The 26,047-nt window shown below is 44.8% G+C and carries 23 protein-coding genes and 1 riboswitch; of the genes, 20 read left to right on the forward strand and 3 right to left on the reverse strand.

Annotated elements, in window-relative coordinates:
• Window positions 1–173: 173 nt before the first annotated feature.
• Entirely contained in the window at window positions 174–1,580 is a 1,407-nt protein-coding gene (gene uxaC, locus M1K58_RS20900) for a glucuronate isomerase (protein ID WP_256760822.1), read from the forward strand.
• 73 nt (window positions 1,581–1,653) lie between these two features.
• Here uxaC and M1K58_RS20905 read toward each other — a convergent pair whose 3' ends face one another.
• Together M1K58_RS20905 and M1K58_RS20910 are read right to left on the reverse strand one after the other, a co-directional pair.
• A complete protein-coding gene (locus M1K58_RS20905) occupies window positions 1,654–1,929 on the reverse strand; it encodes a hypothetical protein (RefSeq protein ID WP_256760823.1) in 276 nt (91 codons plus the stop codon).
• Window positions 1,930–1,988: 59 nt separating this feature from the next.
• The gene (locus M1K58_RS20910) at window positions 1,989–2,285 is read right to left on the reverse strand and encodes a DUF3055 domain-containing protein (protein ID WP_256760824.1); all 297 of its coding nucleotides are present in this window, start codon (window positions 2,283–2,285) and stop codon (window positions 1,989–1,991) included.
• 222 nt (window positions 2,286–2,507) lie between these two features.
• On the opposite strand from M1K58_RS20910, the gene M1K58_RS20915 reads away from it, so the two are divergent.
• On the forward strand, window positions 2,508–3,503 hold the full coding sequence (locus M1K58_RS20915; protein WP_256760825.1) for an HRDC domain-containing protein: 996 nt from the start codon (window positions 2,508–2,510) through the stop codon (window positions 3,501–3,503).
• 71 nt (window positions 3,504–3,574) lie between these two features.
• Here M1K58_RS20915 and corA read toward each other — a convergent pair whose 3' ends face one another.
• Entirely contained in the window at window positions 3,575–4,510 is a 936-nt protein-coding gene (gene corA / locus M1K58_RS20920) for a magnesium/cobalt transporter CorA (protein WP_256760826.1), read from the reverse strand.
• 358 nt (window positions 4,511–4,868) lie between these two features.
• Window positions 4,869–4,982: riboswitch (SAM riboswitch) on the forward strand.
• Window positions 4,983–5,066: 84 nt separating this feature from the next.
• Here corA and metA point away from each other — a divergent pair.
• From metA to M1K58_RS21010, 18 genes are all read left to right on the forward strand, one after another.
• Window positions 5,067–5,999 carry a homoserine O-acetyltransferase MetA gene (gene metA, locus M1K58_RS20925; RefSeq protein ID WP_256760827.1) on the forward strand — a complete coding sequence of 311 codons (933 nt, stop codon included), beginning with the start codon at window positions 5,067–5,069 and terminating at the stop codon, window positions 5,997–5,999.
• A gap of 17 nt (window positions 6,000–6,016) precedes the next feature.
• The gene (locus M1K58_RS20930) at window positions 6,017–7,177 is read left to right on the forward strand and encodes a PLP-dependent transferase (protein WP_256760828.1); all 1,161 of its coding nucleotides are present in this window, start codon (window positions 6,017–6,019) and stop codon (window positions 7,175–7,177) included.
• Between the two features lie 41 nt (window positions 7,178–7,218).
• Window positions 7,219–8,403 (forward strand): MalY/PatB family protein, encoded by a 1,185-nt coding sequence (locus M1K58_RS20935; protein ID WP_256760829.1) that lies wholly within the window; start codon window positions 7,219–7,221, stop codon window positions 8,401–8,403.
• A gap of 120 nt (window positions 8,404–8,523) precedes the next feature.
• A complete protein-coding gene (locus M1K58_RS20940; protein WP_256760830.1) occupies window positions 8,524–9,897 on the forward strand; it encodes an EAL domain-containing protein in 1,374 nt (457 codons plus the stop codon).
• A gap of 81 nt (window positions 9,898–9,978) precedes the next feature.
• Window positions 9,979–11,115, forward strand: a complete 1,137-nt coding sequence (gene mqnC / locus M1K58_RS20945; RefSeq protein WP_256760831.1) for a cyclic dehypoxanthinyl futalosine synthase — start codon at window positions 9,979–9,981, stop codon at window positions 11,113–11,115.
• A 190-nt stretch (window positions 11,116–11,305) separates the two neighbouring features.
• Window positions 11,306–12,211 carry a putative sporulation protein YtxC gene (locus M1K58_RS20950; protein WP_256760832.1) on the forward strand — a complete coding sequence of 302 codons (906 nt, stop codon included), beginning with the start codon at window positions 11,306–11,308 and terminating at the stop codon, window positions 12,209–12,211.
• Window positions 12,212–12,587: 376 nt separating this feature from the next.
• Complete coding sequence (thrS, locus tag M1K58_RS20955; protein WP_256760833.1) at window positions 12,588–14,528, forward strand: threonine--tRNA ligase; 1,941 nt, start codon at window positions 12,588–12,590, stop codon at window positions 14,526–14,528.
• 170 nt (window positions 14,529–14,698) lie between these two features.
• Window positions 14,699–15,217 (forward strand): RNA polymerase sigma factor, encoded by a 519-nt coding sequence (locus M1K58_RS20960; RefSeq protein ID WP_256760834.1) that lies wholly within the window; start codon window positions 14,699–14,701, stop codon window positions 15,215–15,217.
• Between the two features lie 172 nt (window positions 15,218–15,389).
• On the forward strand, window positions 15,390–16,838 hold the full coding sequence (locus M1K58_RS20965; RefSeq protein WP_256760835.1) for a methyl-accepting chemotaxis protein: 1,449 nt from the start codon (window positions 15,390–15,392) through the stop codon (window positions 16,836–16,838).
• 191 nt (window positions 16,839–17,029) lie between these two features.
• Window positions 17,030–18,037 carry a cell wall-active antibiotics response protein LiaF gene (liaF, locus tag M1K58_RS20970; RefSeq protein WP_256760836.1) on the forward strand — a complete coding sequence of 336 codons (1,008 nt, stop codon included), beginning with the start codon at window positions 17,030–17,032 and terminating at the stop codon, window positions 18,035–18,037.
• 4 nt (window positions 18,038–18,041) lie between these two features.
• Window positions 18,042–19,106, forward strand: a complete 1,065-nt coding sequence (locus tag M1K58_RS20975) for a sensor histidine kinase (protein WP_256760837.1) — start codon at window positions 18,042–18,044, stop codon at window positions 19,104–19,106.
• A 12-nt stretch (window positions 19,107–19,118) separates the two neighbouring features.
• A complete protein-coding gene (locus tag M1K58_RS20980) occupies window positions 19,119–19,793 on the forward strand; it encodes a response regulator (protein ID WP_256760838.1) in 675 nt (224 codons plus the stop codon).
• A gap of 48 nt (window positions 19,794–19,841) precedes the next feature.
• Window positions 19,842–20,255, forward strand: a complete 414-nt coding sequence (locus tag M1K58_RS20985) for a YugN family protein (protein WP_256760839.1) — start codon at window positions 19,842–19,844, stop codon at window positions 20,253–20,255.
• 268 nt (window positions 20,256–20,523) lie between these two features.
• Window positions 20,524–22,026, forward strand: coding sequence for a S1C family serine protease (locus tag M1K58_RS20990; protein WP_256760840.1), 1,503 nt, complete (start codon window positions 20,524–20,526; stop codon window positions 22,024–22,026).
• A 90-nt stretch (window positions 22,027–22,116) separates the two neighbouring features.
• The gene (locus tag M1K58_RS20995; protein WP_256760841.1) at window positions 22,117–22,803 is read left to right on the forward strand and encodes a response regulator transcription factor; all 687 of its coding nucleotides are present in this window, start codon (window positions 22,117–22,119) and stop codon (window positions 22,801–22,803) included.
• Window positions 22,804–22,805: 2 nt separating this feature from the next.
• Entirely contained in the window at window positions 22,806–24,311 is a 1,506-nt protein-coding gene (locus tag M1K58_RS21000; RefSeq protein ID WP_256760842.1) for a sensor histidine kinase, read from the forward strand.
• A gap of 169 nt (window positions 24,312–24,480) precedes the next feature.
• On the forward strand, window positions 24,481–25,446 hold the full coding sequence (locus tag M1K58_RS21005; protein WP_256760843.1) for a 4-hydroxy-3-methylbut-2-enyl diphosphate reductase: 966 nt from the start codon (window positions 24,481–24,483) through the stop codon (window positions 25,444–25,446).
• A gap of 33 nt (window positions 25,447–25,479) precedes the next feature.
• Window positions 25,480–25,980 carry a DUF2062 domain-containing protein gene (locus M1K58_RS21010; RefSeq protein WP_256760844.1) on the forward strand — a complete coding sequence of 167 codons (501 nt, stop codon included), beginning with the start codon at window positions 25,480–25,482 and terminating at the stop codon, window positions 25,978–25,980.
• Window positions 25,981–26,047: the final 67 nt, after the last annotated feature.

The following is a 26,047-nucleotide window of genomic DNA, read 5'->3' on the forward strand; positions in this document are numbered from 1 at the left end:
CAATCCTACTATTATAGCAAGATACGCGGAGTATTGAAGAATGTTAGCAGGAAAAACGGAGAAATAAATGTTCATTTGCTTTAAATTATCCTTATATGCGCTATTCTATTCGGACGGGGCAAGCTGTCTGCGTTGATGGTCTAGAAGTTTTATTAAAGGAGCGGGTCACTAAAGTGAAAACCTTTATGGATGATAACTTTTTGCTGCAGAATACGGTAGCTGAACAATTGTATCATGAGTTTGCGGCACAGCAGCCGATCATCGATTATCATTGCCATTTGAACCCTCAGGAAATTTACGAGGATAAGCGGTTTAGCAACTTAGCGGAAATATGGCTTTATGGGGACCATTACAAGTGGCGGGCTATGCGCGCAAACGGTATACCGGAGCCTCTAGTTACGGGTGGTCCAGGGGTAAGCGATTATGATCGGTTTATGGCTTGGGTGAAAACAGTACCTATGACGTTAGGTAACCCACTCTACCATTGGTCGCATCTGGAGCTTCGAAGATATTTTGGCATTGAAGAGACGATTAATGAGAAGAATGGACCTTTGATCTGGGAAAAGGCAAACGCGATTTTACAGTCTGAAGGATTTTCGGTTAGACAACTCATTCGGAATCAGCAGGTTCGCGTAATCTGCACGACAGATGATCCAACGGATACGCTTGAATTCCATGAAGGGATTAAGGGATTTTCGGATTTCGATTGTCTTGTTCTTCCTTCATTTCGTCCTGACAAAGGATTGGAGATACGCCGGACAACCTTCGTCCCATGGGTGAAAAAGTTAGCACAAGCGGCATCTTTACCGGTGGATAGTTATGAACAGTTCTTGTTTGCCCTAGATAACAGAATTGAACACTTTGCCAAAGTAGGCTGTAAGCTTTCGGATCATGCCCTTGATCAAGTCCATTATGCGGATGCTTCATTTGATGAGGTATCGGCCATTTACTCTAAAGCCCTGAGCGGACAAACGTTAAGCTTGGAGGACGAGCAGAAGTATAAAACCTATACGTTAATTCATCTGGGCGAGCAATACACGAAACAAGGCTGGACGATGCAGTTGCATATTCATGCTTCACGGAATAATAACAGTAGCCGATTTGATCAACTGGGCCCGGATACAGGCTATGATTCTATCCATGATGGACAGCTTGCATACCCATTAATGAAGCTGCTTGATGGTATTGAAGCGACAGGCTCTCTGCCAAAAACGATCCTCTATTCGTTAAATCCAAAAGACTATTATGTGCTAGGTACGATGATGGGCAGTTTTCAAGATGGAAATAGGCCTGGGAAAATTCAGCTAGGCTCGGCGTGGTGGTTCAACGATACGAAGGACGGTATGCTGGAGCAGATGAACGCTCTCGCAAATGTGGGACTCCTTAGCCGATTTGTGGGGATGCTGACGGATTCCCGTAGCTTCCTCTCCTATCCAAGACATGAATATTTCCGCAGAATCCTGTGCAATATGCTCGGAGAATGGGTTGTTCGCGGAGAAGTGCCTCACGATATGGATCTACTGGGTGGTATGGTAGAAAATATTTGTTATCGAAATGCTAAGGACTACTTTGATTTTTGATGTTCGGGCTGTGTGCGCTTTAAGTAATCAAGTAACCCCTCATCCAATAGGGGGATGAGGGGTTACTTGATGGTTACTTTAGGTCAGCTTCGTCGTTCTCACTATGAGCATCATAATCCCCAGGATAACCACGATCTAATCCGGCGTGCAGCTCATGATTTTCATAGGCAAAGGCGCTTTTAGGCTTCTGATCATCACGCCAAGACTCGCTTTTGCCTAAATTCACAGCGACAATATCGGAGCCATAAGGCCCTTCAGGGAATTCCTCTGGAAGGAGTTCATTTCGTTGGGACTCAACCGTCGCAAGATCGGTTGTGGGCTGTTTTCTCTCTAGGCGAAACGGATCCATACTGGGTACCTCCTATCGGTATAGGTAATCTCCAGTAGAATGTCCGACTCCATCGTTTGTTAATCGGTAAAGTGTACTGCACCGAGCACAAGCGTGAGGAATTGGGCGAGCTCAGTGGCTTCTTCCTCGTTAATTCGGAATACCCTTTCAAGCACACCTTCCTCTTCAAGATCATCTGGACCGAGTACAGCACTGTTTCCGAACATCATATCTGTAACGAGCTTCTTACCATAGAAATGATTCGTAGATAAGATTGCAAGATCAAAACGCTTCAAGCTAGGGGTGATGAAAGTAACATAACGCGTCGTTGTTTGTTCCGTAGTATCGGATAAGAAATCGAAATCTTTCATGTTCATGGATAAATCCTCCTTGGCGTCGCTGCTTCTATTATTATAAATGAACAAAGTGGTCTTGCCTAACGTGGATAATTTTGTTAATCTGAAATTGTTCATGTTTGCACGAGAGGAAGCACCTCATCGCCGACCGGCGGGATGTGCTTTTTTTGTGTTTCCTGGTCCGGCTATGCGGCTTGAACGCTCTAAAATTAAGCCGCAAAAGCGGCATAGGGAGGAATCAGGATGCAAGTCGTATTTCTGAATCAATTCGAACGTGCAACAGGTCAAGTGGAGGAAATGGCTCAAGTATTTATTGGGGAGCTACAAGGTGTATGGACGGCAGGTTGGAGAGCGATTCAGAACGAGTCCTCAGAGGTTGAAGATGTGTGGTATGAAGGCATGAGCTGGGAAGAATTATTGGCTGCTTTTCGCCATGGGGTAGCGTGCAAGATGAGAGATGGTTTTCGACCGTTGTTTGATGGAATGTTAGACGAAACGCCATTCTGGGAACGACGTCAGGCTCCTCAGCTCCTTCAGTGCTATGCGGATATGCAGGATGCTGAGAATGTAGTGGCAGAATTAAGGGTATGGCGGAGAGCCAAAGCTGTGGAGGAGAAAAAATCAGCGTACCTGATCGCGACTAACCGCGAGCTTCAGCTATTGGCTGTATTTTTACCGCAAACAGTTGAAGAATTAGAGCAAATTCCTGGCTTTGGGAAAGTTAAAATCGAACGGTACGGTAATGATATTACTGAATTGCTTCAAGGGGTGGAGAGAACTCATACCTATCCGTTGAATGATTGGGTATCCTCTGCGATAAGCGAAGCTCAATTATCTACTTGGCTGTTTCAAATTAAGGAAGAGAAGTACGGCAAAGCACTCGCGTCTGTGAAGGATAAGAGATCACTGTTGAATGGGATTCGCGAAGGTCGTACACTCGAGCAACTGGAAGAGGACTTGAAATGTCCGCGACGTAAGCTGCTGGAGAGAATTGAGCACTTGGATGAGGAAGGCTATGATGTACTTCCGGTAGTCGATATAGAGCTGCTGGAGTTAACTTCTGAAGAATCACTTCAGATTGAGACGGCCATCCAACAATTGGGGGACCGCTATCTAAAGCCATTACTACGCAAAGTGTATGGTGAAGTCAGCTCGAGCGAGGCAGATGTGGAAAGACAATATGAGAAGCTCCGAATGATGCGGATTAGACACCGAAGAGTTAATCAAACGGCGATCTAAGGTCCCGAATAGAAATAGCCCGTTTCCGAATTCGGAAACGGGCTATCGATGATATGGGGGCAATGTATGTGTCACAACCAATCCTTCTTACGGAAATAGTAGAACATTCCAAATCCAATCACGGCCATACAAGCGATCAAGACAACCGAGCCAGAACCGAAATGCATGCCTGGAATGTAATCGAAATTCATTCCGTATATTCCGGTAATGAATGTAAGTGGCATGAAGATCGTCGTTAGGGCTGTGAAAACACGCATAATTTCATTCGCGCGGTTAGCTACGCTGGACTGATAAGCTTCGCGTAAATTGCCCATGAGATCACGGTAGGTTTCGAAGGTTTCATAAATTTTAACTGCATTCTCATGAATGTCTCCGAAGTACTTTTGTAGCTCATTATCAATCAGTCGCAAATCTTTTTTGTTCAACGTGGCAATCAGCTCGCGCTGCGGTCCGAGAACTTTTTTAAGCCACAGAATTTCGCTTCGAAGTCCAATGATCTCTGTGAGGTGGGATTTCTTCGTATGCATGAGGATATCTTCTTCAAGGCTTTCGATTCGGGCTTCGATTCGATCTCCAACGGAAATGTAATTGTCGACAACGATGTCGACAAGATGATAAAGAAATCGGTCCGATGTGTTAACTTCAAGCTCCCACAATATGGGTTTGACGCTGCGGAGCTCGTTAATCTTCTGACGGGTTACCGTAATTAAATAATGACGCCCGAGGAAAATATTCAAGGCGCGAAGGAAAATTTCTTCGTCATCGAAGCGAATGCTGTTAATAACGAGGAAGTATTGATTTTCATAAAGTTCAATCTTAGGGCGTTGCTCTTCCTCCGTTAAACAGTCTTCAACAGCCAGGTCGTGCAGACCAAACAGGGGCTGAAGGATAATGAGATCATCGACGTCTGCATCTATCCAATAGAAGCCGTTCTTTGGCGGAATCAAAGTATCATTAATGCTTTCGATTGGTGTAAATACACCATTGTTAACCCATCTAATTTTCATTGGGATTCGCTCCTTTGCATGTCCGATCAGGTTCATGCAGGACGCTCTCCACTGGAAAGAGAAATCTTAGCCGAAGGAGCCGGACAAAGAAATGGTCCTTACTGCGGAATACCATCCTGCTTTTTTCATGTGATAGTCCTTGGGCCTGGGTTTATCGCCTTCCATGTCCGGCTCCCCCCTTTATAGTCGAATGATTGTTGATAATTGCTCACTATTGACGTGTTAAGTATAATCCTCACCCCCTACACCTTTCAAGGAGAAAATATGACAAAGACATTAGGCTAAACGCATCTTGACTGAGTTCTGATTTTCAGGTACATTAAGGTTAGTTTTACCCAACAACCGAATAGAAATTGCCATCTTATCAAGAGCAGGCGGAGGGACTAGCCCTATGAAGCCCGGCAACCGACGTAGATATTATACGCACGGTGCTAAATCTTGCGGAAACGGAGACGTTTCTGACAGATGAGAGGGGCGCGCGTACGATCCATTACACGACCCTATCTCATTTGGGGTCGTTTTTATTTGCGTTAATTGCACAAAAGGAGGAATTAACTTGCCGATCAAAGTGCCGGACAATTTACCAGCGAAGGAAGTTCTTGCTGGAGAGAACATTTTCGTCATGGATGAAAGCATTGCGTACCATCAGGATATTCGCCCTCTGCGAATTGCGATCTTAAATTTAATGCCGACTAAGGAAACAACGGAAACACAGCTCCTTCGTTTAATTGGGAACACACCGTTACAACTGGAAGCTGTATTCCTCCATCCCAAGACACATATGTCTAAGAACACTTCCGCCGAGCATCTGGCTAGCTTTTATAAAACGTTCGAAGATATTAAAGATGAGAAATATGATGGATTCATTATCACGGGGGCTCCAGTTGAGCATCTTCCCTTCGAGGAAGTAACCTATTGGGATGAGTTGAAGGAAATTATGGATTGGTCAGTTCATAACGTAACTTCGACTCTCCATATTTGCTGGGGTGCCCAAGCGGGATTGTATCATCATTTCGGGGTGCCGAAATATACGTTACCCGACAAGATTTTTGGTGTATACCCGCATGGGATAACTAAGCCAAATACGCCATTGCTTCGCGGATTCGATGAAATGTTTTATGTGCCGCAATCCCGTCATACAGATGTGCTAAGATCTGACATTGAGAAGGTTGAAGGTTTAGAAATATGGTCCGAGTCTGAAGAGGCTGGAGTATATATCGCTTCTACGCATGATGGTAAACAAATTTTTGTTACCGGACATTCCGAGTATGACCCGCACTCACTCAAATGGGAATATGATCGCGATAAGGCGAAAGGGCTTCGTATCGATGTCCCTAAAAATTATTATCCGAATAACGATCCGTCGAAATCGCCGGTATCCACCTGGAGGGCTCATGCTAATCTGCTGTTCTCCAACTGGTTGAATTATTATGTTTATCAAGCCACACCGTTTGAATTGGGCAAGGCAAACTCAACCACATTGAGATAGGGAGGCAATTGAACAAGATGAATATCGAAAGTCGGTTAGCCCAAATTGGTTCACAAAATGATCCGCAAACAGGAGCGGTTAGCTTTCCGGTTTATCACGCGACCGCGTTCCGTCATCCCCGTCTGGGACAAAGTACGGGATTTGATTATTCACGGTCTAAGAGCCCAACACGGGCTGTCTTAGAAGCCGCTGTTGCTGAGTTAGAAAGCGGAGATGCAGCGTTCGCGACAAGCTCAGGTATGGCCGCTCTACAAATCGTATTCTCCCTATTTAGCCAAGGTGATCATCTGTTAGTATCTCTTGATTTATATGGCGGTACATACCGTCTGCTGGAGCAAGTGATGTCTCGTTTTGGCGTGACAGCTTCATACATCGATACGAACGATCTTGATGCGCTGGAGTCTAATCGTAAACCGAACACAAAGGCGATTCTTATCGAGACTCCAACGAATCCCTTAATGATGGTTACAGATATTGCGAAAGTTGCTGCGTACGCCAAGCAGAAAGAGCTCTTGACGATCGTAGATAACACTTTGCTCACGCCATTCTTTCAACGACCTATTGAGCTTGGAGCGGATATCGTTGTACATAGTGCAACGAAGTACTTGGGTGGTCATAATGATGTTCTCGCAGGGCTCATTGTCTCCAAAGGGGAGAAGCTGTCCGCAGATCTTGCTTTTCTACACAACTCAATCGGCGCAGTGCTTGGGCCACAGGATTCTTGGTTATTAATGAGAGGCATGAAAACTTTAGCGCTTCGGATGGAGCGTCATCAATATAATGCTACAAAAATTGCTCAGTGGCTTAAAAATCATCCTTCGGTAGAGGAGGTCTATTATCCGGGACTTCCTCATCATCCTGGGCATGATATACAGAGTTCGCAATCCTCGGGTAACACTGGTATCTTCTCCTTCAAAATGAAGGATGCCCGCACGATTGAACCGATTCTTCGTCATATTCAGTTAATCGCGTTCGCGGAAAGCTTAGGCGGGACGGAATCCTTAATGACTTATCCAGCTGTTCAGACGCATGCGGATATTCCAGAGGAAATCCGTCAGGCTATCGGCGTGGATGACCGGTTATTGCGCTTCTCTGTGGGGATAGAGCACGTGGACGATATTATGAATGATCTTAAACAAGCGATTGAAGCTGCAGAGCGAGAAATCAACGGAAAATAAATCAAGAATAATACGTACTGGGGAATGAAGGGGACACGACTATGAAATATGATTTCGACAAAAGGATCGATCGCACGGGAACCGCGTCATATAAATGGGATCAGTCTGAGAAGCTGTTCGGTCGAGCAGACATCTTGCCTTTATGGGTAGCTGATATGGATTTCGAAGCACCAAGAGAAGTCGTAGAAGCGATAACCCGTAGAGCTGAGCATGGAATTTATGGTTATACGGCGCGGACACAAACGTTCTATGATGCGATCACGGGCTGGTTATCCAGACGTCATGGATGGACAATTGAGCAAGATTGGATTAGTTCAAGTCTTGGTGTTGTTCCTGCGCTGAGCCTCATGGTGCTCGCATTAACCGAACCGGGTGACAGTATCATTTTGCAATCGCCAGTCTATTATCCTTTCTACGACGTAATCAAGATGAATGGTCGTACCGTAGTGGACAACCCTTTAATCTTGGAGGATGGTCATTACACAATCGATTTTGACTTATTAGAACAGCAAGCGAAGGCTGGCGCAAAAATGCTATTACTCTGCTCCCCGCACAATCCAGGTGGACGTGTATGGAAGAGGGAAGAGCTAGAACGCATTGGGAATATTTGTGTGAAATACAACGTTCTTGTAGTCGCGGATGAGATTCATCATGATCTCGTATTTTCCGGTCATAAGCATGTTCCTTTTGCTTCCATATCGGAAGAATTCGCTAATAACTCGGTTACCTGCATTGCGCCAAGTAAAACCTTCAACCTCGCGGGTTTACTGGCAGCATCGGTCATTATTCCGAATGTAGAGATAAGGAACAAATATAATGCATTGCTAAAAACCTTGTCTATCCATATGGAAAGTTATTTTGGATTGACGGCAATAGAAAGCAGCTACACTTATGGTGAACAATGGCTGGATCAATTGCTCGAATATATCGAGGGTAATCTAAATACATTGCTGGAGTTCGTAGAAAAGCAGCTGCCACAAGTAAAAGTTATCAAGCCGGAAGGCACTTACTTGGTTTGGATGGACTGTACAGCAATCTCTGAAAATCCGCAAGAGCTCAAACAGATTATGTTCGACAAGGCGGGAGTAGCCTTTACTGAAGGCTCTGTATTCGGTAAACAAGGCGCAGGCTATTTACGAATTAATCTTGCTTGTCCTCGTTCATTGTTAGTGGAGGCTTTGGAAAAATTCACAGCAGCTGTGGGTTTAGTGTCGAAAAACAATTAAATCGTCGAAAAACCGCGAAAATACTCCGTATTATTGCGGTTTTTTGGTGAATTTGTCTATTGTGGTTTCGTGAATCATGCTACAATAATTCCAACCTATTCGAGACAAGGATGATGGAAAATGAATTTCCAAACGTTGATCGACCGGTTTTCGCTAGTCATCAAGATGATGCTTCCGGATCGTTCCTTAAAGTATTTTCCACCGGAATTTACTTTGCGTCGTCCTGTAGTTTCACTGTTGCATAAACGAATGAGCCGAGGCGCTCAATGTTACTTCATATTATTTCGTTTGGATTTTTCCCATCACCAGCAAGATGTTCCAGAAGAAGTATGGGCGGGACTTCAGGAGTGCAGTCGTAAACATTTGCGCTTATCTGCAACGAATCTATTTGAAGACAAGCAAGTGATCGCAATCGATCAATTGGATAAGTTAAATTTCATGTTATTAATTGAAGATCATTTTCCTAAAGATATCGGATTATTAGTCCCAGTGGGGCTTAAGAATAAATTAGACAAAATTCAAAGCAATCTAGAAATCGCCTTAGCGGATAGTTTCCCAGAATGGAGAAATTGCTTGCGGGTAAATACCGCTTCGGTTCCGATCTCTACCTTAAATAAGGCAATTCGTACAGAGCAGCTCCTTCACGAAAGCTACCAAGCTACCCTGGCAGTGGCAACGGGATTGATCACTCCAGGTATGGAGGAGTTACGTAATCAGTTAGAAAATATGCTGGATAAAGGTTTGATTTCCGTCTTGGCTCAGCCCATTATGAATTTAACTAGTGGGGATGTGTATGGGTGGGAAATCTTAACTCGTGGACCTGAGGGGACAGTCTTGCATTCCCCGGAGGAGCTGTTCCAGTTCGCTGCGCAAGCCCGAGTATTGAGTCGGTTAGAGTTTCTTGTTGTTAAGCGGGCAACGGAGGAAGTCGCATCGCGGCAAATTAAGGAGCCTGTGTTTCTGAATGTGACGGCTGTTACATTATCTCATCCTCTATTTCTAACTCACGTACTGCAATGCTTAGAGCGGTTTCCTCAGCTTAGTCCACAGCAGGTCTATTTTGAAATTACAGAACGCCATCAGATTACGGATATGGACGCGATGATTGATATCCTACGTAATTATCGTAAACATGGATTTCGATTTGCGGTTGATGATGCCGGCTCTGGTTATTCCAGCTTGCATTGGATCGGTGAGCTCGTCCCTGAGCTGATTAAGATTGATCGCTCAGTAATTAGGCATGTTGATCGCATTGCGATTAAGGAATCGTTATTACGCGCGATGGTTATGGCGGCTCGTGAGATGAATTGCGAGATCGTTGCGGAGGGTGTCGAGAGCGAAGAAGAGGCGGATGTTCTATTTAAGCTCGATGTTGAGATGGGGCAAGGCTATTATTTTGCCAGACCAAGTGTTCTTCTATATGAGCATGAAAGAGAGATGTTCAAGGAAACGAAAGATCGCATCCAACTTCGCCGCAGTCTTGTCGCCTCTTAGGTGACTACTGCGGTGTTTTTATGATACGATGAGATAAGCGATTTGAATGAATAAAAGTCCCGTAAGAAGGAGTGTTAAGATATGAATCAAGTGGATCGAATATTGGATGGGGCTCTACAGGGAAAGCGACTACAATTAGAAGATATCGTAGCTTTGTATGAAAGCGATGAAATAGAGAAGCTAGGACATACGGCAAACCAGATCATGCTTAGGAAGCATCCCGAGCCAATAACAACTTTCGTAGTTGGGCGTAACATTAACTATACGAATGTATGTGATGTATATTGCAGATTTTGTGCATTCTACCGTGCTCCGGGGTCTAAGGAAGGTTATGTATTGCCGGATGAAGTTATTTTTCAAAAAATCCAGGAAACAATCGACGTAGGTGGAACTGAGATTCTGATGCAAGGTGGAACGAATCCCGATCTGCCATTCAGTTATTACTTAGATTTGCTTCGTGCTATTAAGCAGAAATTCCCTGAGATCACCATGCACTCTTTCTCCCCAGCGGAAATCCGTAAAATGCAGGTGGTCGCTGGCAATATCCCGATCGAGGATGTTGTCCGTCAGCTTCATGAAGCTGGGTTAGATTCCCTTCCAGGTGGTGGAGCAGAAATCCTGGATGACCGGACTCGGCAAAAGATCAGTCGTCTGAAGGGATCATGGCGCGACTGGATGGACGTGATGACGACGGCGCATAAAGTGGGTATGAATTCAACAGCCACTATGGTCATCGGATTCGGGGAATCGATGGAAGAGAGAGCATTACATCTGATGCGCGTGCGTGATGCACAAGATGAGTGCTTGAACAATAACTATCCGTCCCCAGGTTTCCTTGCGTTCATCCCTTGGACATTCCAGCCGGAGAATACAAACATGAAGCGCGTGAAGGCTACGCCTGAAGAATATTTGAAAACATTAGCGATCAGCCGAATAGCGCTCGATAACATAGATAATTTCCAATCGTCGTGGGTAACAATGGGACCTGAAGTAGGCAAATTGTCACTCTCCTATGGCTGCAATGACTTTGGTAGCACGATGATCGAAGAAAATGTCGTTTCAGCTGCAGGAACAACTCACAAGGTTAACATTGAACTTATTCTAAAGCTAATTCGCGAATGTGGTAAAATTCCCGCTCAACGTAATACGAAATACGAAATGGTTAAAATCTACAATGAGCACGATACGGTTGCAAAAGATTATGTGATGCAAAATTAAATTACATCAATGAACAACGAGCAAGAACGCTCCACTCACTATCGAGGGGAGCGTTCTTGCTTGTATTATCTTAGTTGTTTCTTATGCGATTAAGCTCATAAAATATACCAGAGCAAACAGCCCATTGTATATCCTCTTTTAGGTCACCATATAGTAAGTAACAAGCATGGAGGCTGGAGGTGGTGTGGGGTTGAAAAAAGTAGAATTTGTTGTGGAATATGAGCATCCATCGTTGGAGCGACTGGCTGGTATGCTAAATCGAACTTTAATTGGCACAGACAATCCTGTGGATAGTGTGCAATGGGAGCTTAGCCGAGAGGATGGGTTTATCCGTTGTCAATTTCCATTAGGTCCCGGGCCACAAGATAAAAAAAATTATTGCGACAGGGTAGGGCGCGTGCTTGCAGAGTATACGTTATCCGATCAGGAGCCTTCGTTGCTTCGAAGCCTATTTCAAATGCGCTTCGGTCTTAAAGATGAGGTGGAGACGGATCTGTTAATCGCGGAAGCCGTTTCTTTAATGGATGGAGAGCCAGACTTCGGAGAAACATGGATGGGGCGTGGCAGAGAGCATCGGCTGCAAAAGTTGACCTCCCGATTTTCCCTTTACTTAGAAAATCATGAAAGACTTCATCTGGACGGGTTTTTACGTTTTCGATTAAATGATTATCGTTCTGAGGTGCAAGAAGCGGCAGAAACAGCAATTGAGGAAAGGCTCATGGAAAGACAATATCAGGAGTTCATGGCACTGCTTAAGTCGATGGTGGAATGGCAAGAGACACGAACGTCTACTGTGCATGTACTCCATTCCGGGGGACATGCGTTTCGATTGCTGGATGAGGATATGCGCCCGCTAGAGCAACAATATCCGGAGCTTACTGGGGCTGGAGTGGAAAGCCAGCAGCTTGCTGAAGTGCATGAAATTCATGGGGAGCAGGTGGAGGAAGAAGAAAGTCAGGTTGTGAGCCGATTACTTGCAGCTTCTCCCCGCCAACTGTACATCCATACGACTGAACCAGAATCACAGGTCATTCGAACAATTATTGGAATATTCGGGGACAGAGCAGCGTTATATCCTGAGTTACCGGCACATTAACAGGCCTCCCTTGACTGAAGGATGTCTAAGTGGTTATAATTATCGATATTAATCCACATTTAGAAGCGTTGAGAAAGACAGCAATGCAAGAACCGGATGGTCCAGAGAGAGGAACCAAGGCTGCAAGTTCCTTCCAAAACCGACTCGCATTTACCCCTTTCGAGCTGCTGAGATGAATCCACGATGAATGATTTAATCGTGATAGTATTCTTTGCCGGGTCATGACCGTTATTACATGCCAGAGGATCGGATACGGATGTACCGGTTGATGGAGGGTGGAACCACGGGCCGCATACAGAGCACCCGTCCCTTTTGGGACGAGGTGTTTTTTTTGTGCGCCAGAGAGTTGAAAGTGAATTAAAAGGAGGATTTCGAAGTGTCTGTTCAAGTCAAATTGCCAGATGGCGCGGTCCGGACTTATGAGTCTGGTGTGACAATCGAAGATATTGCTTTCTCGATCAGTCCTGGTCTGAAGAAGGTTGCAGTTGCAGGTAAAGTGGATGGTCAAGTGGTGGACGTGAATACTTCTATCACAAGTGATGTGGCTTTGGAAATTGTGACGCTTGATAATGCAGAAGGCTTAGAGGTTATGCGTCATAGTACGGCCCACTTATTGGCTCAAGCGATCAAGCGTGTATATGGAGCGGACAAAGTAAAGCTCGGCATTGGTCCTGTTATTGAGGATGGGTTTTACTATGACATCGATATGGAGCAATCCATTTCCTCCGAAGATTTGGTCAAGCTAGAGAAGGAAATGGACAAGATTGTTAAAGAAAATTTACCGATCGTAAGAAGAGAAGTTAGCCGTGAAGAGGCGCTTCGTATATTTGAAGAAATAGCGGATCCGTTGAAGCTTGAATTGATTCGTGACTTGCCTGAAGGTGTCGCAATCACAATCTATGACCAAGGAGAATTTTTTGATCTCTGTCGCGGACCTCATGTACCTTCCACAGGTCGCATCAAAGCTTTCAAGCTGCTTAGTGTGGCGGGCGCATACTGGCGCGGGGATAGCAAGAACAAGATGCTGCAACGGATTTACGGAACAGCATTCGCGAAGAAAACCGAGTTAGAGGAGCACCTTCATTTCCTAGAGGAAGCCAAAAAACGGGATCATCGTAAACTGGGTCGCGAGCTGAAGATGTTTACCTTCTCACGTGAGGTCGGTCAAGGCTTGCCATTATGGTTGCCGTACGGCGCGAAGCTCCGTCAAACGTTGGAGCGCTACATCGTCGATCTTGAGGAACGCTTGGGCTATTCTCATGTGTACACTCCAGTGCTCGCCAATGTTGATCTCTATAAAACTTCTGGCCACTGGGAGCATTATCAAGAAGACATGTTCCCTATGATGACTTTGGATAATGAAGAATTGGTTCTCCGTCCAATGAACTGTCCGCATCACATGATGATATACAAGAGTGATATGCGGAGCTACCGTGATCTTCCGATCCGGATTGCTGAGCTAGGGACAATGCACCGTTATGAAATGTCTGGAGCGCTAACAGGCTTACATCGGGTTCGCGCAATGACATTGAATGATGCTCATATCTTCTGTCGTCTGGATCAGATTAAGGAAGAGTTTACTCGGGTTGTTAACTTGATCCGTCAGGTGTATGAGGACTTCGGAATTAAAGATTACCGTTTCCGTCTTTCTTATCGGGATCCTAAGGATACTGAAAAGTATTGGCCGGACGACGAAATGTGGGAAACTTCGCAACGGATGCTTCGTGAAGTTGTGGAAGAGCTTGGTTTACCTTACTTCGAAGCAGAAGGCGAGGCTGCATTCTACGGGCCTAAGCTAGACGTGCAAATTAAAACTGCACTAGGCAAAGAAGAGACTTTGTCTACTGCGCAGCTGGATGTATTGCTTCCTGAACGCTTCCAGCTGGAATACACAGGAGATGATGGGAAGAAGCATCGTCCAGTCGTTATTCATCGCGGAATCATCAGTACAATGGAGCGTATGACTGCGTTCTTATTGGAGAATTTCGCTGGAGCATTGCCGCTTTGGTTGTCGCCTGTTCAAGCGAAGTTGATTCCGGTGAGTCCGGTTTATGAAGCTTATGTTAAAGAAGTGGAAGAAAAGCTCCAAAGAGCTGGTGTTCGAGTGGAATCAGACATGCGGAACGAGAAGCTTGGTTACAAGATTCGTGAAGCACAGCTAGAGAAAACTCCATATATGCTCGTCATTGGGGAAAATGAATCATTGAATGGTACGGTTTCCGTTCGTCGCCGTGGCGAAGGGGATTTGGGTGCTCAATCCGTTGAAGATTTTGTTGCCCGTATTAGTGGGGAAATTGCTTCTAAACGTATAGACTAAATTGACTTGCATAATGACCCATAAGCTAAAACAGCTTATGGGTTTTTTTAAGCGTTTCAGACAACGGTGTTGCAAAATCCTTGCCATATGGACATTATTCTCTTTTTATCTCGTTTATGGTAGAATGAGAAATGCTTCATATACCCATCCCTATAGGAGGGGCTAGATACATGAACTTCCTTCGTGATTCTAATTTTCCGGAATCGTTCGGGTCAGAAGATGAAGTGCTGAGCGAGCTCTATTCGCAGATGTTAAAGGTCGTTCTTTATAAGCTATGGCATAAGAACGATGCAGGTGATGTGGTACAGGAAGCTTGGGTGCGTATTTTAGAGAAGAAATCAACTTTAAGGCACAAAGACAAGCTGATTCCATGGGCAAAGGCAATAGCGTATAACCTAGCTTCGAATGCTAATCGTGCAAGACGTCATGAGAGTATTTATGATCATCTGGATGAGATTGCTTCTACGGAGTCTGAATTTAGTCGAGAATCGATGATGGAGCTTTCGGATTTACTTGGACAGTTGGATCCTGTTACTAGAACTCTTCTTCTGTATAAGTTTTATTATGGATTGAAGGATGCTGAAATTGCGACAGCATTACAGTTACCGGTCGGAACTGTTAAGGCAAGGATACACCGTGGGAAAGCAAGACTAAAGACTCATGTAGAAGATGGAGAACGATTTACATAAGCAGGTGTCATAATTGTGTTAGATTTTAATCGTGCTTCTTAATCATAATTAATCGAAAATACGTATTAGATGGGAAGGGACCTTAGCGGGTCCCTTTCTTTTTGTCTAATACTGGTATATAATGTTAGGAAACCTAACACTAACTTGGGATGAAGATTAGGAGTGATGAGAGATGGCACAATGGCAACGATGGTTAAAGAACTATAGTGAGGGAAGGAATAGTATTCAAATTTCTCCCCCTGATCAGTCGAATGCAATCTCTCGTGAGGGTAAGTTCCCTAAGGAAGCGACGACGCCTGCTGCACTTCGACATATGATTGAAGAAGCGATCGTTATCGCGGACCGTCTTCAAGCGGCTGTATCTGAAGTGGACTCTAGTATGAGTCAGTTAGATAGTATTGCTAATCGAGCAACGGAACAGGAAGAGAATCTTCGCAAGATTAGTAAATCCGCAATGATTCGTTTAGAAGAAGCCTTTTCTTCCTTGCAGGAAGTATCTGCTGTTTCTCAGGAAATTCGTGATGTCACAAGTGATCTAAGCTCACAAAGCCAACTAACGAAAGAAGTGGTGATTGATGTATGCCGCTCTCTCAACCATACAGATGAGGTTATGAATGAATTGTCTACTAATCATGGAACGATGGAGGAACGAGTAAATGGATTAATTACTCAAGCTTCCAAGATCGGTGAGATCAATGAATTGATACAAGAGATCGTCGCACAAACCTCATTACTTGCCCTTAATGCCGCTATCGAGGCAGCACATGCTGGCGAGCATGGACTAGGCTTTGCAATTGTTGCCCAGGAGATTAAGAAGCTGGCTGAACAAAGCGGACAAGCCGTCAAACGTTCAACAAGCATTGTGCAGCATATCGAGACAGGGATTCGCGAGGTCGTGAGCTCTGTTGATCGAGAGAAACAATCTGTTGCCCTAGGGTTAAAAGAAATGAATAACACTCGTGAGAAAATGGATGTTATCTTTAATTCCTTTCAGAAGGTAGACGAGCATGTGAATAGAACGTTGGACTTTGCGGTAAATCAAGCGGATCGAACGGCTGCTACGAATAAGATGCTAGAGGATGTTGTCGAAGCTGTTGGGCTGACTATGGACAGTGTAGATGACACTTTGGCTCAGAACAAACGACAAAGGGTAGAAATCAATAATTTAGGGCGCGTATCTGAGGAGCTGAAGGAATCGGCTGATGAATTAGTTGTTGCCGTTCAAAGTGCCGGAGGCCAAATGTGGGAAGGGGCGGCAGCGGTAGATAAGGCTCGATGGTCCGACTTGCTGCGCATCGTAGCCTTAGATCCTGATCTGAGCGGAATGGAAGAGGAAGCCCATCGTGAAGTTCTCAAGGGTTGGTTTAATCGCACAGCGGGAGTGGAGGCTATTTGGTCTAACCGTAGTGATGGCTCCTTCGTTTATTCGGAGCCTGAGGCGGGATTGTTAAATGCAAGAGGACGTGAATGGTGGATGAAAGCCATGAACGGGGAAACCTTTGTGTCAGAGGTATATGTCTCAGCGATTACGAAAAAGCCATGTTTAACCGTCTCTATGCCACTTCAACGGGCAGACGGAGGAGTTTTTGGCGTTATAGGTATTGATATTGCAGTTTCTTGACCTTTTCTAATCGTCTAGGACAAAAACATTCCCTCGCCATCCTTATGGAAGGTGGGGGGATGTTTTTGCTTATTTCGCCTCGGTCTGTAGACTGAGGGAAATTTACTACCCGCGCCGCTGTTGTATCCTATGGAAGTATCGTTATACTAGTTACATAAAGACTTGATAAGCGTTCATTGGAGGAAGAGGCTATGCAATCATCGACCGTACACCGGATGTTTTGGGGAATGGTAGTTGTGGCAGTCGGAGTTGTTTTTTTATTAAATCAAATCGGGCTTATCACAATGGATATTGGAGATTTATTCGCAACCTACTGGCCTGTGTTCCTGATTCTATTTGGGTTACAAGGTCTGTTGCTGCAGCATGCAGGTGGGATGTGGTGGAATTCTGTAACGGTTCTAGTTGGCTGCTACTTTCTCGGAAAAAATCTAGATTGGTTACAATGGGGTTTCTCGGATTTTATTCGTATCCTCGCCCCGATTGCGATTATTTTATTCGGGATCAATATGATTTTCAGAAGTAACGGTCCCGCAAAATCTAAAAGAGTAGAGAAGGATGAGCAATGGAATCCGATAAACCCATCGATTCCTCCGATGCCCCCTGGCCCACCCCCTGCTCCACCAGAGCTGGATGAATTCGAACAACGAAATTCTATTAATCTGAACAAAAAATCAAATGATCAATCGGAAGCTTCTCAGCAGTTCTACTCCCAACAAGAAGATCAATCTGGGAGGCCTAATCCTAATCGATCTTACGATTGGAAGCATAAGCATGGGCATGAGCATAAGGACTGGTGGAAGGGACACGATTGGAGCTCTCGCAAGGACAACCATAGCCGATTTATCGGTGATATTCATTTAGGGAACGACTATTGGGAGCTTCGCCCAATGAGTATTTCCATGTTTATAGGGGATACGACTTTGGACCTTACGAAAGCCCATATTGCGATGGGTGAAACTAAAATTTATTTGTCTTCTTTTATCGGAGATGTGAAGGTGTTCGTGCCTAATGATCTTGGAGTTGGACTACAAGTTGTCTCTAGCTCTTTGATCGGTGATGTTAAAGTGTTGGATCAGAAGCGTGGCGGATTATTTAATCAAATGACAGTGGAAACACCTCGATATTCGGATAGTGATAAACGTGTCGTTCTAATTGTAAGCAGCTTTATCGGTGATGTTCGTGTAACGAAGGTAGGCTAAGGCAATGGCAATGGTGAAATGGGTACGAACAAGCAAATGGGCGTCGTCAATCTATTCAGGTATAACGACAATACTGTTGATGGTAATTTTATATTATGGACTCCTGATTTTCACAGATCATGTTCCGGAGCTAAAAACCTGGCTAAGCTGGATGGGGATTCTTGCTATAGTGCAGATTGCGATCACTTATCAAACGGGACAACGCACTCAGCGTAAGATTGATCAGCTACAACTCGCGATGAAGCAAGTATCCGTTGGGAGCTGGAATACTCGATTACCGAAGCTAGATGGCGATGCTTTCTCGGGAGTGTACCGGGAAATGAACATGATGATGGGGCAATTAGAAGCTCGCCTCAAGCTTCTTCAGCAGCTAGGGGAGAAGGAAGTCATGGAAGAGGTATCGTCGCAAGAGGCAGCTGTATTGGAAGAGAGAAAACGCTTGGCAAGAGATCTTCATGACACGGTTAGTCAGCAACTGTTTGCTATGCATATGTCTGCATCCTCATTACCAAAGCTATTAGAGCTTGATAAAGAGCATGCGCAGAAGGTTATGGAGCAATTGATTGCGATGTCATCTTCGGCGCAACGACAAATGCGTGGGTTGATTGCACAGCTCAGGCCTATGGAGCTCCAGGGAAGAACGCTGGAGGAAGCGCTAGGACGTTGGTTTCCAGATTATTGTCGACAGAATGGCCTTCAGGGAACGCTTGAGACCCAAGTTCGTGGAGGAATCTCGGAAGCCAAGGAACATCAGCTTTTCCTAATTATCCAAGAAGCAATGGCTAATGTAGTCAAGCATGCGGAAGCGCAAAGCGTTCGCTTGTTTCTTGGAGAAACCGATCGTCAAATCTCGTTATCTATAGAAGATAATGGTGCAGGTTTTAGAAATGAACAGGTGAGAGCGGGCGCTTATGGCTTATCTACGATGCGTGAACGAGCTCAGAAGCTAGGTGGGGAAGCGGAAATTGTAACGAAGCCAGGCTCAGGCACGCGTGTACGGGTGTGGTTTCCGAAATTCGATACGGATCAATTGGAACAGACTGAACAACTACCGGAGAATAGAGCTTAGGAGCGGATGAAAATGATGGAGCCTGCAGGCACCCCTTGGAAAGTACTCATTGTTGATGATCATGAAATGGTTCGAATGGGGTTACGCACTTATTTAATGCTAGATGCTAGATTTGAAGTGATTGGGGAAGCTAACGGAGGCAAGGATGCGTTTGAGACTTTAGCACGAGGAGGTTATCAAGGACAATTGCCTCAGATTGTGTTGATGGACTTAATGATGCCGGATATGGATGGGGTAGAAACGACCCGTGCACTCCTTAGTCAATATCCGGATCTTAGGATTATTATTCTTACGAGCTTTCTGGAGGACGAGAAGGTTGTTGAAGCAATTGAAGCCGGAGCGGTCAGCTATGTATTGAAGACGGTATCGGCCGATGAATTAATTTATGCGATGCAAGGTGCTATTAAGAATATGCCTGTCATGAGCAGCGATGTTTCTCAAGCTCTAACGCGTGGATTGCGTAAACGTTCAGCAAGTCATGAAGTCGAAGGCTTAACTGAGCGAGAGCGGGAAGTACTACTGTTAATCGCTGAGGGGAGAAATAACAAGGATATTGGTGATGAGCTACATATCAGTATCAAAACTGTAAAAACACATGTCAGCAACCTTCTAATGAAATGCGAACTGGATGATCGAACACAGCTTGCCATTTATGCACATCGTAAAGGATGGGCAAAACAAGGATAAATTGAACGCATATGGACACTCTAGTAATAAAAAGGGAGGGTTCTCCAGGTGCATGTTCTGCCTTCATCATTAACAACGCAAGTTCGGAGCTATGTGAACACGCGAGATGCTCTATCCGAGCATGGTTTTACGCTAGGTGGGAATTGGGATTATCAACATGGGTCTTTCGATTGTGCATTAGACGACGCAAACAAAGTGTGGCTTAGGCTGCCGTTTAATGTAACGATTGGAGATTTAGACATGGATGCCGATTCGAGTGATACGGTCATTCAATTTAAGGAGCCCTACGTGTTAAAGCATATTTATAATGAGGGCTTGGATAGAGAAGCACAACCTCGGGTGTTAGGGGCATTATTTGACCAGTTTTCTGATCCGATCGATCCCGACGACAAGATCGAAGCTCATTGGATCGAGCAGGCAAGAAAGAAGCTGGATGCTGTTGAAGCTACATATCTGGACTAGGATGAACGGCACGTATGTGCCGTTTCTTTATTGATGTATCAGAAAGTTTATAATTCTCTAACCTTTTCTGATAGGTCTCCGACATAAACGTTGAACGCCGTGAAAGGACGGCGTCAGCCGTTTATGCGTGTTGAAGAAAATAAAATTTTTTCTGTGCTTTTACTTCATCTTCATTTCCGTTTAAGATAGTTTTAAGGAAACTGGATTAATATACAGATATGAAGTTCAGAGCGGCGTTAGCCTAAGGCTACGTGAGGAGGCAAATGAAATGGAAGACGAGAACAAAAAACCAGAACAACCACAAGGCTTCTCATACGATCAGGAAAATAGGGACGATCCATATGCGGAGGTCCGCAGGGAATCCGAACCTTATACATTTGGTCCATACGGACCTAGTCAGACTTTCGGAGGGCGAGAACAGCCTCTTCAGGAAGAGCAAAGAACATTAGATGTAACACCTTCATCAACGAAGGAGTATCGCCCTTTCACCGTAACTGGTGGTCCTACACGTCAAGAATGGGGAGCTCAGCCTCCGCGTCGTACATCATTTCGATCGATGTTCGCTGCCTTCTTGGTAGGGGTCGTTGTTGTCGGAGGTCTAATGTTCACAGCGGATAGACAAAACTGGTTCTCCTCTGAATTGTTCGGTGGAACCTCTCAGGTTAAGGAAGCTATCGCCAAAACAGTAAATAATCCCGTTACCAATAGCAGTGATGTGGTTCGTCCGAACAATATTGCGAAGATATTCGAGCAATCATCTCCTGCGGTAGTTAAGATCGAAACTTATGCTTCTGCGCAACAAAATAGCTCTGGTGGTATGTCAGAGGATGACTTCTTCCGTCAATTTTTCGGAGATAGAAGCGGGAACACGGATAAAAGTGAAAGTAAAAATAACAAAGGTGAGCTACAACAAACGGGAATGGGTTCAGGATTTATTTTCGACTCGACGGGCTATATCCTGACCAACCAACATGTAATTAACGGAGCAAGTGAGATTAAAGTAACTGTGGACGGTCATAGTGATCCTCTCACAGCGAAATTACTTGGTTCAAGCTATGAGCTGGATCTAGCTGTACTTAAAATTGAAGGCAAAGATTTCCCAGCATTAAAGCTAGGTGATTCCAGTGGCTTAAACATGGGAGATTGGGTTGTAGCGATTGGGAACCCTTATGGCTTTGATCATACGGTTACTGTAGGTGTTCTAAGCTCCAATGAGAGAGAGATTAGCATCCAGGATACGAATGGTACACGTAATTATGAACATTTACTTCAAACAGATGCTTCCATTAACCCCGGTAATTCAGGTGGGCCGCTGCTAAATCTGCAAGGTGAAGTTATTGGGATTAATACGGCTGTAAGCTCTCAAGCACAAGGGATTGGCTTTGCAATTCCAACCAGTACGATTACGGAAGTACTCGATAACTTGAAGAGTAATACAGAAATTCCACAAAAGCCGGTTCCGTTCATCGGAGCTACCTTAACAGATGTAACTGCAGACATTGCTCAACGATTAGGTATTGATGAAGCGACGAAGGGTTCTTTCATCACGGAGATTATGTTTAATACTCCTGCTTACAAAGGCGACCTTAGACAGTATGACGTCATTACTGGCATGGATGGTAAAGCATACAAGTCGAAAGAAGAATTGATTGCAGCCATACAGAAGAAAGCAGTCGGAGATAAAGTTAATTTTGATGTTCTTCGAGGGGAAAAGAAGCTTGAAGTAACCGTTGAGGTTGGAGATAAAAACAAATTTAATGTCCAGCAATAACGATAATAAAAGTTAGAGCGTAAGACAAAATGGAGCGGGAAACCGAATAAGGGTTATCCCGCTCTTTGTTTGTTAGAGGAGGACGAGCCATTGAGACCCCATATCGCAGTCATTGACGATGATGAGAAAATTACAGCTTTGCTTCGGCGTAGCTTAGCTTTTGAAGGTTATGAAATTACAACAGCCCCTGATGGAGCGGAAGGCTTGAAGCTGTTGAGCCAGCAGCAGGTAGATCTCATTATTCTTGATGTGATGATGCCTAGGATGGATGGCTGGGAAGTATGTAGAAGGTTACGTGAAGCAGGAATTACTTCACCGATATTACTGCTTACAGCGAAGGACGAAGTTACGGATAGGGTCAAAGGGCTTGATCTGGGTGCCGATGATTATTTGGTCAAGCCTTTTGCGCTTGAGGAATTGATGGCACGGGTGCGGGCGTTGCTGCGTAGACGATCCGATAGAGCGGACGAAAGCGGACATTTCCGTTATGAGGACTTGCTGTTGGATGTTGATGGCCGTGAAACCTTGCGGAAGGACAGACGTATCGAGCTCACAGCTAAAGAGTTCGATTTACTGCATCTTTTCATGCAAAATCCGAAGAGAGTGCTTTCCAGAGATCTCATTATGGAGCGAATATGGGGCTACGATTATAGTGGTGAGTCCAATGTACTTGAAGTTTATGTCGCCATGCTTAGGCAGAAGCTAGAGGAACACGGGGAGAAGAGGTTGATTCAAACCGTTAGAGGCGCCGGATACGTCCTGAAGGGAGAAAGCTAAGTATGTCCATCCGGCTACGACTAACCTTGTGGTATTCAGGGCTATTCGCTGTGGCTTTCGTGGCGTTTGGGCTAATCGTATATAATGTCGTCTATCACAATACAATTTCTGAGCTACGTCAAAGGCTAATACAAGTGGCTACGAGAATAGAAGCATCGGGTTCAAGGTTTCCTAATGAGTATAATTTAAATTCCACGGCACCAGGCTTTGACGCGACGATCATCGGCCTGCAATTAATCGATTATACGAATCAACGTGATGGGATTTCGGCAGGCAAATCGTCCAATTTGTTTCGATCAAATATAACTTTCCCATTTCCGGATCAAGAGCATGTCAGCAAAAGATTTGTAACCAAACGTATAGAAGATATCACTTTCTACATCTACGAACAGCCGATGACAATTAAAGGCACAGATACAGTTATTGGATTGCTTCAGGTCGGCGCTGTTGCGAGAAGTGAGTTTGCTTTACTGTCGTTATTAAGAACGATATTGTGGATTTCCGGTGCCCTAGGGTTAATGGCTGCCTTTTTCCTAGGGATGTTCCTCTCCCGCAAAGCTTTAATGCCCATTAACCGGGTAACGGAAGCTGCAGAGCGAATTCAAAGTGGGTCTTGGTTTGGTATTCGAATACCGCGGGAGAAGCCGAATGATGAGATCGGCCGGTTAACCGATACTTTGAATGGGATGCTCTCGGGGCTGGAGCAAGCGTACAAAAGCTTGGAGGACTCTAATGCAACCCAACGGAGGTTTGTGTCTGATGCCTCGCATGAGCTGCGTACACCACTGACGACCATTCGCGGAAATGTGGATTTATTAGAGAAAATGTGGCTTAGCGACAAACAAACTCATCCGAATGGCAACGCAGATGGACAAAGTAGTTTGGAGCAAAATGCGCTATCATCAACTGAAATTCAGCAAATGTCCTTGGAGTCGATTAGGGATATTGCAGACGAGGCAAGACGGATGAGTGGCTTGGTCAATGACATGTTATCCTTAGCAAGAGCAGATGCGGGATACACAATTGAAATGGAAAATGTGTCTTTGCGGGCGTTGTCGGAAGAGGCGGCACGTCGGGCATCCTTCCTTCCTCGGAAGGCGGAGTGGGTCGTTGGGCCGTTAGAGGAATTGGATGGAATAGAAGTTCGCGGTAATCGCGATTATTTATTACAGCTATTGTTTATTCTCATTGAGAACGGCTTCAAGTACACACCATCTGGGGTCGTTCGCTTATATGCAATGCAATCTGATGGGTTTATTGGCATATCAGTGGCAGACACTGGGATCGGAATTAGTGCCGAGGAAGTGCCGCATATTTTCGAGAGATTTTATCGTGTGGATGTATCGCGTGGTGAAACCTCGGGCACGGGGTTAGGTCTCTCTATTGCGAAATGGATCGCCGATATGCATCATGCTAGGTTCGAAGTAAGGACTATGCTAGGAGAAGGTACTGTCTTCACGATATGGCTCCCAATCCTAGTGAGAACTAAACTTGATGTAACTGAATAGCCTTTTTGGAGGCGGCGAGATTAGGTAGATGCATCCTAATCTTGTCGCCTTTACCTATCCGAGTTTCCTTTCCCCTGTGCAGGTAATAAGCTATAATAGAAAATGAGTCAATAATACTATGATTTTATAGCAGGAATTCGCTTTGTAGGCGAGAAAGTGGGCGTATAATATGGAAGTTGTGAAAATTTCCCCAAGGGGCTATTGTTATGGCGTGGTGGATGCAATGGTTCTAGCGTTGCAAACGGCGCGCAACTTGGACCTTCCAAGACCCATTTATATATTAGGTATGATTGTCCATAATAGTCATGTGACGGAAGCATTCAAGGATGAGGGGATTATTACTTTAGACGGTAATGATCGCTTGGAAATTTTAGAGCAGATTGAACAAGGGACTGTCATTTTCACGGCGCATGGTGTATCCCCTGAAGTGCGTAGAAGAGCGCGAGAGAAAGGTTTAACCTTAGTAGACGCCACTTGTCCAGATGTGACCAAAACACATGAACTCATTCGGGAAAAGGTTGGCGAGGGTTACGAGGTTATATATATTGGTAAGAAGAACCACCCTGAACCAGAGGGGGCGATTGGAATTGCTCCTGGTCATGTTCATCTGATAGAACGTGAAGAAGATATTGAGAAGCTAGAGCTTGCGACTGAACGAATAATCATTACCAACCAGACGACAATGTCCCAATGGGATATTAGACATCTTATGGCGTTACTGTTAGCGGCATTCCCAACTGCCGAAATTCATAACGAGATTTGTCTAGCTACCCAAGTCCGTCAAGAAGCGGTTGCAGACCAGGCCGGTGAAGCTCAATTATGTATTGTAGTTGGTGATCCGCGTAGTAACAACTCTAATCGATTGGCACAAGTGTCTCAAGAAATAGCAGGTGTACCTGCTTATCGTGTGGCAGATGTATCCGAGATTAAGCAAGAATGGTTGCAGGGGCTTCAACGGGTAGCCGTTACTTCCGGTGCTTCGACGCCTACAGCTCTAACTAGAGAAGTGATCGCTTATTTGGAACAATTTGATACAGATCACCCTCATACATGGCCGATTAAACGGACGGTTAATCCGAACAAATTGTTGCCTAATGTGAAGGTGAAAGCGGTAGGAGCTACCACTGAGATTTGATTTGCTTGCTTCAACCAATGGAGGGATCAACCCATGAATAGACTTCAACAGTTACGCCGTTGGTTGAAATATAAATACATGATGTTAATCCGGGCTAAGGGCGGAGCATCAATAGTAGCGATGGGTTTTGCAATTGGGCTTGCCATTGAGATGTTCACATTGCCGACATTGGGTTTTGCTTTTGTCCTTATTTTTCCGCTCTGTTATTTGCTCCGAGGAAACATGCCTGCTGCTCTAGTTGGTTTTGTATTCGGCAAAGTGATCTACATTCCAATGATGTACCCCAACTCCAAAGTGGGAGGCTGGATTCTACCGAAGCATCTTACGATTCATATTCCCGTTGTCCCAGAGTGGATTAATCATCTCTTGCTGACGAATCTGAAGTTGATCGTCGGAGGTATGGTCGATGGAGCTGTTCTTGGATTGATTTGCTATTTTCCAATTAAATACAGCCTGGATACCTATAAAGCCAAACGCAAGGATAAGCGGAAGGTTAATCGGGCAACAATGGATACAGGAACTATCATAGAGTAAGTGGGGAAATCGTCTTGTTGTAGTTGACAACGACGATTTTTTCATCTATATTTGCTTTAGTGCTTAA

Source organism: Cohnella sp. WQ 127256 (genome assembly GCF_024519285.1).
Taxonomy (GTDB): Bacteria; Bacillota; Bacilli; order Paenibacillales; family Paenibacillaceae; genus Cohnella.

Coding starts and splice junctions, on each gene's coding strand:
- M1K58_RS20910 (WP_256760824.1), bottom strand. CDS start 2,285: ATGAACATGAAAGATTTCGATTTCTTATCCGATACTACGGAACAAACA.
- M1K58_RS20940 (WP_256760830.1), top strand. CDS start 8,524: ATGAATTTCCAAACGTTGATCGACCGGTTTTCGCTAGTCATCAAGATG.
- M1K58_RS20930 (WP_256760828.1), top strand. CDS start 6,017: ATGAATATCGAAAGTCGGTTAGCCCAAATTGGTTCACAAAATGATCCG.
- M1K58_RS20980 (WP_256760838.1), top strand. CDS start 19,119: ATGATGGAGCCTGCAGGCACCCCTTGGAAAGTACTCATTGTTGATGAT.
- M1K58_RS21005 (WP_256760843.1), top strand. CDS start 24,481: ATGGAAGTTGTGAAAATTTCCCCAAGGGGCTATTGTTATGGCGTGGTG.
- M1K58_RS20915 (WP_256760825.1), top strand. CDS start 2,508: ATGCAAGTCGTATTTCTGAATCAATTCGAACGTGCAACAGGTCAAGTG.
- M1K58_RS20965 (WP_256760835.1), top strand. CDS start 15,390: ATGGCACAATGGCAACGATGGTTAAAGAACTATAGTGAGGGAAGGAAT.
- M1K58_RS20960 (WP_256760834.1), top strand. CDS start 14,699: ATGAACTTCCTTCGTGATTCTAATTTTCCGGAATCGTTCGGGTCAGAA.
- mqnC (WP_256760831.1), top strand. CDS start 9,979: ATGAATCAAGTGGATCGAATATTGGATGGGGCTCTACAGGGAAAGCGA.
- liaF (WP_256760836.1), top strand. CDS start 17,030: ATGCAATCATCGACCGTACACCGGATGTTTTGGGGAATGGTAGTTGTG.
- M1K58_RS20905 (WP_256760823.1), bottom strand. CDS start 1,929: ATGGATCCGTTTCGCCTAGAGAGAAAACAGCCCACAACCGATCTTGCG.
- M1K58_RS20935 (WP_256760829.1), top strand. CDS start 7,219: ATGAAATATGATTTCGACAAAAGGATCGATCGCACGGGAACCGCGTCA.
- M1K58_RS20990 (WP_256760840.1), top strand. CDS start 20,524: ATGGAAGACGAGAACAAAAAACCAGAACAACCACAAGGCTTCTCATAC.
- corA (WP_256760826.1), bottom strand. CDS start 4,510: ATGAAAATTAGATGGGTTAACAATGGTGTATTTACACCAATCGAAAGC.
- M1K58_RS21000 (WP_256760842.1), top strand. CDS start 22,806: ATGTCCATCCGGCTACGACTAACCTTGTGGTATTCAGGGCTATTCGCT.
- M1K58_RS20975 (WP_256760837.1), top strand. CDS start 18,042: ATGGCAATGGTGAAATGGGTACGAACAAGCAAATGGGCGTCGTCAATC.
- M1K58_RS21010 (WP_256760844.1), top strand. CDS start 25,480: ATGAATAGACTTCAACAGTTACGCCGTTGGTTGAAATATAAATACATG.